Source organism: Butyrivibrio sp. XBB1001 (assembly GCF_000424505.1).
Classification (GTDB): Bacteria; Bacillota; Clostridia; order Lachnospirales; family Lachnospiraceae; genus Butyrivibrio.
On record NZ_AUKA01000021.1, the window covers coordinates 39,561 to 52,692 of the forward strand.

The 13,132-nt window shown below is 40.2% G+C and carries 13 protein-coding genes and 1 tRNA gene; 13 read left to right on the forward strand and 1 reads right to left on the reverse strand.

The window, feature by feature from the left end; genetic code table 11:
• Window positions 1–113 precede the first annotated feature (113 nt).
• The 6 genes from G631_RS0114575 to G631_RS0114605 all read left to right on the forward strand — a co-directional run bounded on the left by G631_RS0114575 (window position 114) and on the right by G631_RS0114605 (window position 5,779).
• Window positions 114–773 carry an NUDIX hydrolase gene (locus G631_RS0114575; protein ID WP_026490075.1) on the forward strand — a complete coding sequence of 220 codons (660 nt, stop codon included), beginning with the start codon at window positions 114–116 and terminating at the stop codon, window positions 771–773.
• Between the two features lie 146 nt (window positions 774–919).
• Window positions 920–1,705, forward strand: a complete 786-nt coding sequence (locus tag G631_RS0114580; RefSeq protein ID WP_242829110.1) for a DUF6033 family protein — start codon at window positions 920–922, stop codon at window positions 1,703–1,705.
• 62 nt (window positions 1,706–1,767) lie between these two features.
• Window positions 1,768–2,466 (forward strand): LytR/AlgR family response regulator transcription factor, encoded by a 699-nt coding sequence (locus tag G631_RS0114585; protein WP_026490077.1) that lies wholly within the window; start codon window positions 1,768–1,770, stop codon window positions 2,464–2,466.
• A 327-nt stretch (window positions 2,467–2,793) separates the two neighbouring features.
• Window positions 2,794–3,954, forward strand: a complete 1,161-nt coding sequence (locus G631_RS0114590; RefSeq protein WP_026490078.1) for an MFS transporter — start codon at window positions 2,794–2,796, stop codon at window positions 3,952–3,954.
• Window positions 3,955–3,957: 3 nt separating this feature from the next.
• Window positions 3,958–4,422, forward strand: coding sequence for a GNAT family N-acetyltransferase (locus tag G631_RS0114595; RefSeq protein ID WP_026490079.1), 465 nt, complete (start codon window positions 3,958–3,960; stop codon window positions 4,420–4,422).
• A 337-nt stretch (window positions 4,423–4,759) separates the two neighbouring features.
• Window positions 4,760–5,779, forward strand: coding sequence for a helix-turn-helix domain-containing protein (locus G631_RS0114605; protein WP_035789877.1), 1,020 nt, complete (start codon window positions 4,760–4,762; stop codon window positions 5,777–5,779).
• Window positions 5,780–5,816: 37 nt separating this feature from the next.
• On the opposite strand, the gene G631_RS0114610 is transcribed toward G631_RS0114605, so the two are convergent.
• A tRNA-Ser gene (locus G631_RS0114610) sits at window positions 5,817–5,905 on the reverse strand.
• Between the two features lie 158 nt (window positions 5,906–6,063).
• Between G631_RS0114610 and G631_RS0114615 the strand changes: the two genes are divergently transcribed.
• The 7 genes from G631_RS0114615 (at window position 6,064) to G631_RS0114645 (ending at window position 12,697) form a co-directional block, all read left to right on the forward strand.
• Window positions 6,064–7,137 carry a 6-phosphofructokinase gene (locus G631_RS0114615; protein ID WP_026490081.1) on the forward strand — a complete coding sequence of 358 codons (1,074 nt, stop codon included), beginning with the start codon at window positions 6,064–6,066 and terminating at the stop codon, window positions 7,135–7,137.
• Window positions 7,138–7,180: 43 nt separating this feature from the next.
• A complete protein-coding gene (dnaX, locus tag G631_RS0114620) occupies window positions 7,181–8,779 on the forward strand; it encodes a DNA polymerase III subunit gamma/tau (protein ID WP_026490082.1) in 1,599 nt (532 codons plus the stop codon).
• 2 nt (window positions 8,780–8,781) lie between these two features.
• Window positions 8,782–9,138, forward strand: a complete 357-nt coding sequence (locus G631_RS0114625; protein ID WP_026490083.1) for a YbaB/EbfC family nucleoid-associated protein — start codon at window positions 8,782–8,784, stop codon at window positions 9,136–9,138.
• Window positions 9,138–9,737 carry a recombination mediator RecR gene (gene recR, locus G631_RS0114630; protein ID WP_026490084.1) on the forward strand — a complete coding sequence of 200 codons (600 nt, stop codon included), beginning with the start codon at window positions 9,138–9,140 and terminating at the stop codon, window positions 9,735–9,737. The genes G631_RS0114625 and recR overlap by 1 nt, the downstream gene beginning before the upstream one ends.
• 65 nt (window positions 9,738–9,802) lie before the next feature.
• Entirely contained in the window at window positions 9,803–10,846 is a 1,044-nt protein-coding gene (locus G631_RS0114635; RefSeq protein WP_026490085.1) for an aldose epimerase family protein, read from the forward strand.
• Window positions 10,847–10,911: 65 nt separating this feature from the next.
• The gene (locus tag G631_RS0114640; RefSeq protein WP_026490086.1) at window positions 10,912–12,138 is read left to right on the forward strand and encodes a DUF5711 family protein; all 1,227 of its coding nucleotides are present in this window, start codon (window positions 10,912–10,914) and stop codon (window positions 12,136–12,138) included.
• 109 nt (window positions 12,139–12,247) lie between these two features.
• Complete coding sequence (locus tag G631_RS0114645) at window positions 12,248–12,697, forward strand: CvpA family protein (protein ID WP_026490087.1); 450 nt, start codon at window positions 12,248–12,250, stop codon at window positions 12,695–12,697.
• The last annotated feature ends 435 nt before the right edge of the window (window positions 12,698–13,132 follow it).

Here is a 13,132-nt window from a genome sequence, read left to right on the forward strand (position 1 = left end):
TGTAGGATTGAGAGAGCACGAAGTGCGGAGCAATCCGTATATCATTTCACGCACACAAACTAATACTTAGCACTAGGAAAAAAGACATGCGAACAAAGGAAGGAGATTTCCGAATGAACATCCCTAAAATCACCGCTGACCAGGTTCAGGAAATATTAGATAAGAAATTCATCCGCGTCTTTGATCTGCAGTACGCAGAAGGCGCTCACTACTTCGACGCCACAAGACGTGCCAAGGAAGACATAGTAGCAATAAAATCTGAGGAAGAGTTTAAGAAAATGCTCCCAGATGCAGTAAGCTGCGTTGTTATAGTTCTTTTGCCAGGAAAAGAGCCACAACTTCTCTTATCCTACGAATACAGATACCCAACAGGCAGATTCCTTTTAAGCGTCCCAGCAGGACTCCTTGATCCTGAGGATAAGGACGAGGCGAATCCAATCGTAACGACAGCCATAAGAGAAATCCACGAGGAAACAGGAATAGTAGTAGATACAAGGAGAGATACTGTAGAAGCTATCAATCCATTTTTGTTCAGTTCTCCAGGAATGACTGATGAGAGTAACGCTCTTGTAAAGGTCATTCTTCACCTTGATAACCTTGATCAGCTCGATCAGACTGGGGCAGTAGGTCAGGAATTCTTTGACGGATTCTGCTTTGTGAACAAAGAAAAGGCAGCAGAGCTCCTTAAAAACGGCGTTGATGACAAGGGTCATTTTTACTCAGTTTATACTTGGGCTGCCCTTATGTATTTTGTTAGCGACATGTGGAAATAAGTTGGAAATTAGTTGGAATAATCGCTAAAGATATTTGTGGTTTCATCCGATATACAAAGTATAGAAAACATTAAGTCTAAGCTTTTTAGACTATTTGTATATCAGGCAGGGAAGCATGCAGGAATTACCTGAGAATGGAGGGAACCATGAGTAATATTTCTGAAATAGCTGCTGGCAATGGTGCTAGTGCATATGAAGCTATCAAAAATTCCACCGCAAAAGAAAATACTGGTGTTAAGCCTGGGAACTACGGCAAAACAATAGGCAAAGCCCAGCTTAGCGAAACTGGAGCAAAGTACTATGAGGAGCTCAAGAAAAAGTACTCCAACATGGACTTTGTTCTTGTGAGCAAGGACATGAAGGACTATGCCAAGCAAAATGCCAGCTCCTTTGGCAATGCCAACAAGATGGTTGTTCTCATTGATGAGGAAAAGATTGAGAGAATGGCCACAGATGAGAACTTCAGAGCCAAGTATGAAGGCCTTATTTCCAGGGCTCAGTCCCAGATGCCTCAGCTTAAGTCAATTGCAGGACAGCAGGGCAATGTAAAATCAATCGGAATGCAGGTCAACGACAATGGTACAGCATCATTTTTTGCAGTAATGCAGAAATCCTCCCAGAGTATGTCAGAGAAACTCGCGGCTAAAAGAGCTGCCAAGAAAGAAGCTGAAAAGAAAGCTGAGAAGAAGGCAGAAAAGAAAGAGGCCGCTGATAAGCAGCTTGAGAAATTGCAGGAAAAAGCCGCAGGCAAATCTGACCAGGTAAAGAGCTGGGATGAGATTGAAAATGATGAAGATGTGGAGATAATCATGGCTAGCTCGGTAGAAGAGCTGGTATCCAAGATAGAGGCTTACAACTACAATATGAGAGCCAATTCAGTTCAGGCACCACAGGAGAAATTAGTGGGCCAGACAATTGACTTTAAAGGATAGGCCACAGATAATGTTTATATAGCATTAAACAATATGATATATAGACAACAGCTGGGGTGAATATGTATAAGATTGCGATTTGCGATGATGAGAAAAGCTCTGCTGCTGATGCGGCAGAGCTTTTAGAAAAGTATAGGCAGACTCATTATAAAGTGGAGATGAGCGTCGATATTTTCTATACTTCTTTAGATCTTTTGGGTGCCATAGAAAAAGAATCCTATGACATCTATCTTTTGGATATTTACATTGATAAGATGAACGGAATAGAGATCGCCGAAGCTATTCGTAAGATAGATGAAAACGGGCAGATCATTTTCATGACCTCTTCTAATGCCTTCTACAAGGAAGCTTTCAGGATCCATGCGGTTCATTACCTTGAAAAGCCTATTTTAGAGGAAGACTTTTTTGATGCAATAGACAGAGTCTGTGCAAAAGAGGAAGTGCGTTTCCTGTCATTTCGCGAAAGCGGCCAGGTTCACAAAATCCCTGTGGATGAGATCTTGTATATTGAATCTGAAGATCACTACAAGAGAATTGTTACAGAAGCGGATAGCTTCTTTGTGCGCAATACCATGCAGAATCTTTTGCAGGATCTAAAAGAGGAATATTTCCATGCCCTTGGCATGAAGACAATAATCAATTTAAAAAGAGTTCTCAGGATAAACAAGGATGTGATCACCATGGAGGATGGTGCCACCTTCTCAGTTCCGCGTGGAACCTACAGACAGCTAAGCGAACTGATACTGAAATTCAGCTTCTAATAGGCTAGGGGAATGGTCCCTGGGGACCATCAGTATTGACGCCGCTTTTTCAAAGTGATAGAGTGATAAATAGCTTAAATATGCGAGGTTGAGAACGTGAGACGTTAATTATTTGACTAAAAGTGTATAGGAAACAATGAGATAACCTGTTTTACGGGTTTGTTTGTGTACGCTTCAAGTCAGATGATTACATTTTTCAGGTGCCTTATCTATATAGGGTTTATTTGTGATGAATCAAGACTGTAATGCGTACCATTGTAGATGTGCGCACTACAGTCTTTTTGCGTACAAAACTTTTAGTAAAAATAATTAACGGAGAATAAAATCATGAAAAACAAATTACATATAGACAACCTCGAAATAATGGCCTTTATGAATGGCCTGGTTTTCTTTTCACCGGTATCATTGCTTATAAGGACAAAGGCAGGACTATCACTGGAACAATTTTTTGTCTTGCAGGCCTTTTTATCAATAATGATTTTCGTATTTGAGATTCCAACCGGTAAGATCACAGACAGAGTAGGATATAAGAAAACGCTGGTTTTGTCACAGGGAATGTGGCTTCTGGCAAGGATTCTTTTGATGCTTTCATTTTTTAGTGGAAGCTTTGCGTTATTTATGATAGAGGCAGTTGTTGAAGGTATTGCCATCAGTTTTTCTTCAGGAACTTTAAGTGCCTATCTTTATCAGCAATATGAATCAGATGAGTATGTTGTAAAGAATGCCAGGGTTGGCAACTGTGGAACGGCGGGATTTATCGTAAGTGCTATAACTTATGCAGGACTCTATCACTTTTTCGGACTAGAAGGTTTGCTTGTGGCAACAGTTATTTCCAGTGCATTGGGACTACTTGCAAGCTTTGGGATTGAGAAAGAAAAGCATCTTAAGGAAAAAGAAGTCACAGAAAAGAAAGTAAAGAAGCTGACTTTCAACCTGGAGAACACGATGATCGTGGTGATCCTTGCCTGCGTCAGCATTTCTTTTATCCTGATTAATTTCTTTTATGTTGATAAGCTGGAGGCACTCGGAATATCGGAAGAGTGGATGACTGCTATAATTCTGGGCTATTCACTTGTTCAGATGCTTTCAGAAAAAATTCTGGATTTGATTGATTCAAAGAAATATCTTTTGACATTTATGTTGGGATTCCTGGCAGTTGGCGCGATGATGATTGGATTTGGACTGGCTGATAATGTGCTTATTGTCATTCCAATCATGTTGCTGCTTCCACTATCTGTTACTGTACCGGCTTATATTTTTGATGAAATTGAAAATAAGGTTATCGATGCAAACGGCCTTGAAAACAACAGAGCAGAGGTTTTATCTATTTACAATATGGGCGTCAACTTTGTGGAAATAGTATTTCTTTTTGCATCAGCCTTTGTATCAAGAGCCGGAATGTCATTAAGCTTCGTCCTGACAGGCTGTGTTATGGGTATAATAGGAATCGTAGGGTTTCTGATTTTTGGGAAAAGGATTGTGGAATAAGATATGGAAGATTTTAAGATAATACAATTTGAAGAAAAACATATAGAAATGGTGATTGAGTATGAAAAAGAGCTTCGAAAACAGGAGCCGGATACATATTATTGGAAACCGGATGAAGAGTACAAGGCAGCTTTAGTTAATTCTTTTACCGATAGCAGATTTAATACGGCAGTATCATATATTGCAGTCAGAGATGACAAAGTAATTGGAAGAATAGATGCGTCTCTGATATCCAGCAGGAGTGATGCAGCATGTTGCTCTGCATATCTGGATTGGATTTGTGTTCTTAAGAATGAAAGGCACAATAAAGTTGCACAAGCTCTTTTGAATACGCTCCGAACAGATCTTAAGGGAAGAAATGTGTCTGTTTTGATAGCGCTTATGGCCAATAATGATGATGCACAAAGATTCTATAAGTCCGTAGAAAGGGCTTCTATCCATGATCAGGGAATATGGATGGATATTTAATATAAGTTATCTGAGCCGCATATTGTTGATGCTGAGGGGAATTTTTGCTTTACAGCTGGGAAGTGGAACGGTATGGTATTTCATCCTTATAATGAAAAAGAGCTTCAGGAAATTGCAGGGGAAGCTTTAGGTATATCATATAGCGGAGTTAGATGAAGAAACGATACTTATACTAAGAAAATAAAATATCCCCAGATCTCTTTCCTGCATTTATTACATCATCCAACTATTGGTTGATAATAATATCTAAATAATCGATTTACAGTTGATTATCAGCAAGGTATTATGAAGACATCAATCCGGAGATGATAAATAATAAATTCAAGGGGATGATAAGATGACGATTGGAGCAAAAATCAGAGTTTTAAGGCGTGATAGAAACATGTCACAAAGTGAACTGGCTCAAATACTGGGAGTATCAAATCAGGCAATAAGTAAGTGGGAAAAAGATATCTCACAGCCTGATATATCTCTTTTGCCGAATATAGCAGCCTGTTTTGGGATTGCAATAGATGACCTTTTCGAGTATTCCAAAGATAAACAGTATGAGAAAATTGAGAATACCATTGAGCAGGCATCTGAGATATCTACAAGAGAATTCACTGATATGGAAGCATTTCTTTTAAAAGAAATTGAGGCAAATCCAGAAAACTACAAGCCGCTAAATCTTGTAGCAAATCTGTACGAAGCATGGGCTTCTTTCATGGAAAGAAAATCGTTTGTATATGCAAAAAGAGCTCTGGAGCTTAGACCAAACTCTAAACAGGATATGACAATAATCTGCCATGCTCTCCATAGCAAGATTTATGACTGGGACGTATGCAATCACAGGGAATCCATCGATTACTGGAAATCCATAATTAAGGCTGAGCCTAAAAATGCCAGAGCGTATCTATATCTTTTGGATGATCTGATGGATGCGGGGCGACTTCGTGAAGCAAAAGAGACTCTTGAAGAAGCAAAGAGCGTAAACACAGATAATCTTTATGAGGCTTACGAGATACAGATTGAGGAATGCGAGCATGGCTTTGAAGCTGTTGCAGATAAGTACCGGGAATTAGCCAAGAAATATCCTAATGACTGGCGCATCATGTTCAATGTAGCTAATCAGTTTTCGCACAATGAGCTTTATGAAGAGGCAATCACTTACTGGTTAAAAGGCCATGAATCAATGGAAAAACCACGATATACCGATTTCTATGATTCAACAGCCCAGTGTTATCTAAGGCTTGGAGATAAGGAGTCTGCCATCAAATATTACAAGAAAAAGAAGCAGCTTCTAAAAACAGAGTGGGGCGTTAAATACGGGCGCGAACTCGATAATATCGACAAAATCATAGAAGAACTCAGTAAATAAAGAAAATGGCTCCACCAATTAGGCAGAGCCAAAAAAACGGAGTTGAGGGGATTTGAACCCCTGCGCCGGACGAGCCGACCTACCGGATTTCGAATCCGGACCCTTCAACCACTTGGGTACAACTCCACAAAAAGCGTTTGGAATAAGCTCCAAAGCGCTTTTTATTATACTTTTTTAATGATACCTAGTCAACTGATTAACTTGGCATGTACATTAGAATTTTGTATAATTGTTAGTAGTATGTGCGTTTACAAGTAAGCTTTTTCAAAGGAGGCCTATTCACAATGATGAGAATTGGTATGTTGACTAGTGGTGGCGACTGTCAGGCTTTGAATGCGGCAATGCGCGGCGTTGTTAAGTGTATTGCGCACAGCGGTGAGCAGGTTGAGTTCTATGGCTTTTTAAATGGCTACAAGGGACTTATCTATGGTGACTTCAGAATGCTCACAGCCAAGGACTTTTCAGGAATCCTGACAAAGGGCGGAACTATTCTTGGTAGCTCCAGGACTCCCTTTAAGACAATCAGAGAGCCCGATGAGAATGGACTTGATAAGGTTGAGGCTATGAAGCAGAATTACTACAAGCTGCAGCTTGACTGTCTTGTGGTTTTGGGAGGCAACGGATCTCAGAAGACTGCTAATCTGCTAAGTGAAGAGGGTCTTAATATAGTTTCCCTGCCCAAGACCATCGACAATGATCTTTGGGGAACTGATATGACCTTTGGATTCCAGAGTGCTGTTGATGTGGCCACCAATGTAATTGACAACATCCACACTACAGCGGATTCTCATGGAAGAGTATTTATTATAGAAGTTATGGGACACAAGGTTGGGTGGCTTACTCTTAATGCTGGAATGGCAGGAGGAGCAGACGTTATCCTTATTCCAGAGATTCCATACGATATCAACAAGGTTTGCGAGGCAATTGATGCCAGAAATAAGCGCGGCAGCAGATTTACCATCATAGCTGTTGCAGAAGGCGCTATTTCCAAGAAGGATGCCAAGCTTTCCAAAAAGGAATATAAAGAGAAGCTTGCAAATTCCAAGTATCCATCTGTATCCTATGAGATTGCAGAAGAGATCCAGAAAAAGACTGGCAACGAGGTAAGAGTTACTGTTCCTGGACACATGCAAAGAGGTGGAGCGCCAGACTCCTATGACAGAGTATTTGCTTCTCGTCTCGGAGCAGAGGCAGGACAGCTTATCCTTAACAAGGAATTTGGATATATGGTAGCTTACAAGAACAGAGAGATCGTTAAGGTTCCTCTTTCTGAAATAGCAGGCAAGCTTAAATATGTATCTCCTGATGCCAGCATTATTCAGGAAGCCAAGATGCTTGGAATCTGTTTTGGGGATTGATATTACAATTAGAAAAAAGTTAGCCCGTGGGAGTTTAGTTTTAATGGGATATGTTGCGTTATACAGAAAATTCAGACCACCGGTCTTTGAAGATGTCAAAGGCCAGGATCATATAGTTACAACACTCAAGAATCAGATCAAATCGGATAGAGTTGGACATGCTTACCTGTTCTGCGGAACTCGCGGAACAGGTAAGACTTCTGTTGCCAAGATTTTGGCAAGGGCAGTTAACTGCGAGCATCCAGTAGATGGCTCCCCTTGCGGAGAGTGCGATATGTGTAAAGAGATAGCAGCAGGCAACAGCATGAACGTAATCGAGATTGATGCTGCTTCCAACAACGGTGTTGATAATGTCAGAGAGATCATCGATGAAGTATCTTATTCACCTACCAAAGGTAAAAAGAAGGTATACATAATCGACGAGGTCCATATGCTTTCAACTGGAGCTTTCAACGCACTTTTGAAAACATTGGAGGAGCCGCCTAGTTATGTGATGTTCATTCTGGCAACAACAGAAGTCCAAAAGCTTCCTATAACAATTCTCTCAAGGTGCCAGAGGTATGATTTCCACAGGATCACTATCGATACAATAGAGTCGAGACTTAGGGAAGTAGTGGATGCAGAAGGTATCAAGGTAGAAGAGAGAGCCTTGAGATATGTGGCCAAGACTGCTGACGGATCCATGAGAGACTCACTAAGTCTTCTGGATCAGTGCATAGCCTTTAACTATGGAGAGAAACTTACCTATGACAAGGTATTAAATGTCCTTGGTGCCGTTGACACCGAGGTGTTTAGTAAGCTCTTTTCCGCATTATATACACAGGATGTAAATGGGGCATTGACTCTTTTGGCAGATATTGTTATACAAGGAAGAGAATTGTCTCAATTTGTAAATGACTTTGTCTGGTACCTCAGAAATCTGATGCTTGTACAAGCATCAGACCAGATGGAGGACGTTATAGATGTTTCATCTGATAATCTTGCTACTCTCAAAGAGCAGGCAAATTCAGCTGACATCGACACTATTCTCAGATACATAAGAGTCTTTTCCGAGCTTTCTTCTCAGATAAGGTATGCATCACAGAAGAGGATTTTGATAGAGATTACTCTGATCAAGCTCTGCAAGCCTCAGATGGATAATGGAGAAGGAGCTTTTGAGGATAGGATCAGAATCCTTGAGCAGCATGACGAGACTAATGGCAAGCTTTTGAAAGGCATTCAGAGCGGGCAGGTGGCTGTAGCATCTGCTGGAGCTGGCTCTTTTTCTGAAGGGGCAAGGCCTCCAAGGGAAAAGAAAGTCCTGGACCGCGCAGTACCTGAGGATATCAAGGCACTTGTAAGTAAGTGGCCGGGATATCTTATGAGAATGCCAAATCCTATGAAGACTTACCTTCAGAGGACAAACTTAAGTCTTGGCAATGATGATAAACTGCAGATAGTATTTGATAACAGGCAGTTAACTGAGAAATATTCAAAGGGAGAGTCCAGAGAGGAACTTCAGAATTTCCTCGATGATTCAACCGGCAAACATATAGAATTTGAGACAAAATTCCTCGAGCCGAGCCAGGTTTTTGAGGAAAATTATGTTAATTTGCAGGCTATAAATTTTGATATAGTAACTGAAGAAGAAAAGGAGAATTAAAAATGGCAAAAAGAGGTGGATTTCCAGGCGGCGGAATGCCTGGTAATATGAGTAATCTTATGAAACAGGCGCAGAGAATGCAGCGCCAGATGGAGGAGAGTCAGAAAGAACTTGAGACAAAAGAGTTCACAGCCAAGGCTGGTGGCGGCGCAGTAGAAGCCACTGTATTTGGAAGTAAGACACTTAAAGAAATCAAGATTTCTCCAGAAGCAGTTGATCCAGATGATGTTGAGATGCTTCAGGATATGATCGTTGCAGCAGTAAATGAAGCTATGAAGCAGGCTGAGGAAGCAAGCGGAGCTATGGTCAACAAGATGACCGGCGGACTTGGCGGATTAGGTGGAGGATTTCCATTCTGATGGAACTATACAGCGGACATATTAATAAGCTGATAGATGAGCTTTCTTCACTTCCTGGAATAGGAGGCAAATCTGCACAGAGACTGGCCTTTTATTTGATAGGCCTTCCCAAGGACAGAGTTCACAAGCTTGCTGATGCTATTGTCAAAGCCAGAGAAAATGTTCACTATTGCAAGGAGTGCTGCACTCTGACGGATGATGACATTTGCCCTATATGTAATAATCCCAGCAGAGATCATAAGACAATTATGGTTGTAGAAAATGCGAGAGATTTAGCGGCATATGAGAAGACTGGCAAGTTTGAAGGGGTTTATCATGTACTTCATGGGGCTATTTCACCAATGCTTGGTATCGGCCCTGGGGACATAAGACTCACAGAGCTAATGCACAGACTTCAGACACAAGAAGTTGATGAAGTCATAGTTGCTACCAATTCAAGCCTTGAAGGCGAGACTACCGCTATGTATATCAGCAAGCTGATAAAGCCAACTGGTATAAAGGTTACACGAATTGCCAGCGGAGTTCCTGTTGGAGGAGACCTTGAGTATATTGATGAAGTTACGCTTTTGAGAGCTCTTGAAGGTAGAACTGAATTGTAATAATTGGAGTGTATGTAAAAAGTTGAATGTCAGCCTGCAAAAGGTCTGACTAGGAGGAAAAGGTTATGACAGTAACAAAAGAGTTATTTGGAAAAACCAAAAGTGGGGAAGAAATCTACGCTTATCACATCAGCAATAATGCTGGTATGGAGGCGGTAATACTCAACTACGGATGTACTATCAAGAACGTATTTGTGCCTTCTAAAGATGGTGGAAAAATAGACGTTGTTCTTGGTTATGACGACCCAGAAGTATATTTTGCCAATGATTCATTTATTGGATCAACAGTTGGCCCTTCTGCTAACAGAATTGCAAATGCCAGATATTCTATAGATGGAAAAGAGTTTTCATTACCAGTTAATGATGGACCTAACAACCTTCATACAGACCATGATAACGGCTTCCATAAGCGTATCTGGGATGCAAAAGAAGGCGAGAACTCAGTTGAATTCACATTAAAATCTGCTGATGGTGATCTTGGATTTGCTGGTAACAGAGTATTCACACTTACATATAGTCTTGATGATGATAATAACCTGGAGCTTCATTATCATGCAACAAGTGACGCCAAGACACTTATTAATCTTACTAACCACGTATACTTTAATCTTAGCGGTCACAATGCAGGCAATATTGAGAATCATACTCTTTTGCTCAATGCATCCAAGTTTACACCTGTTGTAGATGGAGCAGCAATCCCTACTGGTGAACTTGAGGATGTAGCGGGTACAGTATTTGACTTTACAAAAGAAAAGACTATTGGCCAGGATATAAACGCAGACGTAGAGCAGCTTCAGTGCGTTGGCGGCTATGATCACAATTATTGTGTAGATGGACAGGAAGGAACATTAAGACAGGCAGCATTTGCCAAGTCTCCTGTGACAGGTATTACACTTAAGTGCTCTACTACTCTTCCGGGAATTCAGTTATATGCTGGAAACTTCCTCAAGAATGACAATGGAAAAGAAAACACTAAATACAAGGCTAGAGATGGATTCTGTCTTGAAACTCAGTTCTATCCAAACTCAATAAATCAGCCAGGATTCCCTGATGCTGTATTTGGACCAGATAGAGACTACGATAGCGTTACTGTATATCAGTTCAAATAATTCATTGGCGAATAATGATCAGCTATATAAGGAAGTCTCCTATATAGCTGATTTGGAGGATTCAATTGGCTGAAGTAAAAGATTTTAGTTCATATGCCAGAAAATTGAATAGAAATAGTGACGATGGATCATCTCCGGTTGGAGACTCTTCTTATAAAGAAAAGATACGAAGCCATAGGCTAAAGGTCTTCTTTAGGACAATAATAATTGCTGCGGTAGTTCTTTTTGCAGTAATTGCAATCTACATTAGCTGGCGGGACAAAGAATATTCTGAAGCAGTTCTGACAATGGAAGCAGCTATCTCCAATGGCGCAGATTCAAAAGTGGTAGATCTGTCTGGATTTGTTATCCAATATAGTAAGGATGGCGTAGGTTGTTATAATTCCAGTGGCCAGCCTGTATGGAACCAGACCTATGAGATGCAGAATCCTATTGCACATACCTGCAATTCTGTGGTTGCTATTGGAGATTATAACGGACATCATATTTATGTTAGTAATACAAGCGGCTCTATGGGAGTAGTTGATACAAGTCTTCCTATAAGGGATTTTTGCGTATCTTCACAGGGCGTAGTTGCAGCTATTTTAGACGGTACAGATGTTACATGGATATACCTTTATGATTGTACAGGTAATACCCTGGCCAGCTTTAAGACTACCATGAAGGATAGCGGATACCCTATCAGTATCAGCCTGTCGCCTAATGCAGAGCTTTTATGTGTTTCTTACATTTATCCTGATGAAGGAAATCTAAAGACCAGCGTTGCATTTTTTAACTTTGGATCGGTAGGCCAGAACTCAATAGATAACTATGCAAGTGGATATGATTATCCCGGGGTTGTGGTTCCGTACGTACAGTTTATGAATGAAAATACAGCGTTTGCCATATCAGATGACAGGATAATGTTCTATACAGGCAATCAGAAACCGGTTAGCAAGGCAGAACATTTGCTAGGCGGCGAGGAAATCAGATCAGTATATTTCAATGATAGCTACATTGGTCTTGTGTTCATGAACAATACTGAAGATGGTGAGTATAGACTTCAGGTATACAATACAGCTGGAGAGCAGATCCTTACAACATATTTTGATGTAGTATATTCAAATATCATTTTTGATAACAAGCAGATCATTATTTATAACGAAGATGAATGCGTGATAAAGGATATGTCTGGGCACAATAAGTATGAAGGAACTTTCACAGATCCTATCAAAGTTATGATTCCTACCAAGGTAAGGAGCAGATTTACACTTGTGACATCCAGAAATATCATGACTATGAATCTAAAGTAATAGCTTTGTGAGATTAAATGCTAATGCATAGAAGTATTCATATAAATGTATGACATGTTCCTTGCTCTTCAAGGATATGTAAAAGAGTTCATTGGGAGACAATGTAAAAGTGCTAGGATTTGATATATCACAGATTATCATGACAATTGTTGTGGTGTGTCTTGTTTTGTGGAGAATATCATATGGATATAATAATGGCCTGTTTGCGGAAGCAGCAGGCCTTATTGCTATCATAGCCTCTTTTTTAGCAGTTTATTATTCCATCCACTTGGTAGAAAACGTAATTACTATTAAATTAGGAAAGATAATACCACAGATAGGTTATCTAATAGTTGCTTTCACGGTATATAAGATCATGACAGCTATTTCAGATGCCTTAAGAAATATAAGAAAAGTTCCGATAATAGGAAAAGTGGACAGATTTTTGGGAGCAATCCTTGGAATTGCTGAAGCCTGCTTGATAATAGCTCTTATAGAATATGCCACGGATATCAAGATTGTATCTACAGTATTATCGGCATGTTATGAAATTGTCATCCTAATTCGGAAAAGTTTATAAACAAATGAAAAAAGTTATTGCATTTATAAAACTGCTTTGCTATAATAGCTCTTGCCCGTTGCGGAGAGGGCAGTTACCTACTGAATGAGGCTTTGTCCCAGTAACTGCGAATCGAAACTTCGGCAAACAAATTAAAAAAGTTGTTGACAGAAACTTAAAGCTATGCTATTCTAAATGAGTTGCGGCTGAGAGCTACAACAACTAAGAACCTTGACAAATAAACAGTAATGCAACCCTGAAAAATTCCAAGAGAATTTATTCAGAACAAAATTAGTAAATAACGGACAGAACAAAAAGCCAAGCTTGAGTTCTGGCCAGATCAAACTTTTAAACGTGAGAGTTCGATCCTGGCTCAGGATGAACGCTGGCGGCGTGCCTAACACATGCAAGTCGAACGGAAGCTTAACGCTGACGAGACTTCGGTCAAATCTTGTT

Bases quoted from the DNA above. Each gene is read 5' to 3' on its own strand.
- G631_RS0114635 (WP_026490085.1), top strand. From the start codon at position 9,803: ATGACAGTAACAAAAGAGTTATTTGGAAAAACCAAAAGTGGGGAAGAA.
- G631_RS0114605 (WP_035789877.1), top strand. From the start codon at position 4,760: ATGACGATTGGAGCAAAAATCAGAGTTTTAAGGCGTGATAGAAACATG.
- G631_RS0114625 (WP_026490083.1), top strand. From the start codon at position 8,782: ATGGCAAAAAGAGGTGGATTTCCAGGCGGCGGAATGCCTGGTAATATG.
- recR (WP_026490084.1), top strand. From the start codon at position 9,138: ATGGAACTATACAGCGGACATATTAATAAGCTGATAGATGAGCTTTCT.
- G631_RS0114615 (WP_026490081.1), top strand. From the start codon at position 6,064: ATGATGAGAATTGGTATGTTGACTAGTGGTGGCGACTGTCAGGCTTTG.
- G631_RS0114590 (WP_026490078.1), top strand. From the start codon at position 2,794: ATGAAAAACAAATTACATATAGACAACCTCGAAATAATGGCCTTTATG.
- G631_RS0114580 (WP_242829110.1), top strand. From the start codon at position 920: ATGAGTAATATTTCTGAAATAGCTGCTGGCAATGGTGCTAGTGCATAT.
- G631_RS0114585 (WP_026490077.1), top strand. From the start codon at position 1,768: ATGTATAAGATTGCGATTTGCGATGATGAGAAAAGCTCTGCTGCTGAT.
- G631_RS0114575 (WP_026490075.1), top strand. From the start codon at position 114: ATGAACATCCCTAAAATCACCGCTGACCAGGTTCAGGAAATATTAGAT.
- G631_RS0114595 (WP_026490079.1), top strand. From the start codon at position 3,958: ATGGAAGATTTTAAGATAATACAATTTGAAGAAAAACATATAGAAATG.
- dnaX (WP_026490082.1), top strand. From the start codon at position 7,181: ATGGGATATGTTGCGTTATACAGAAAATTCAGACCACCGGTCTTTGAA.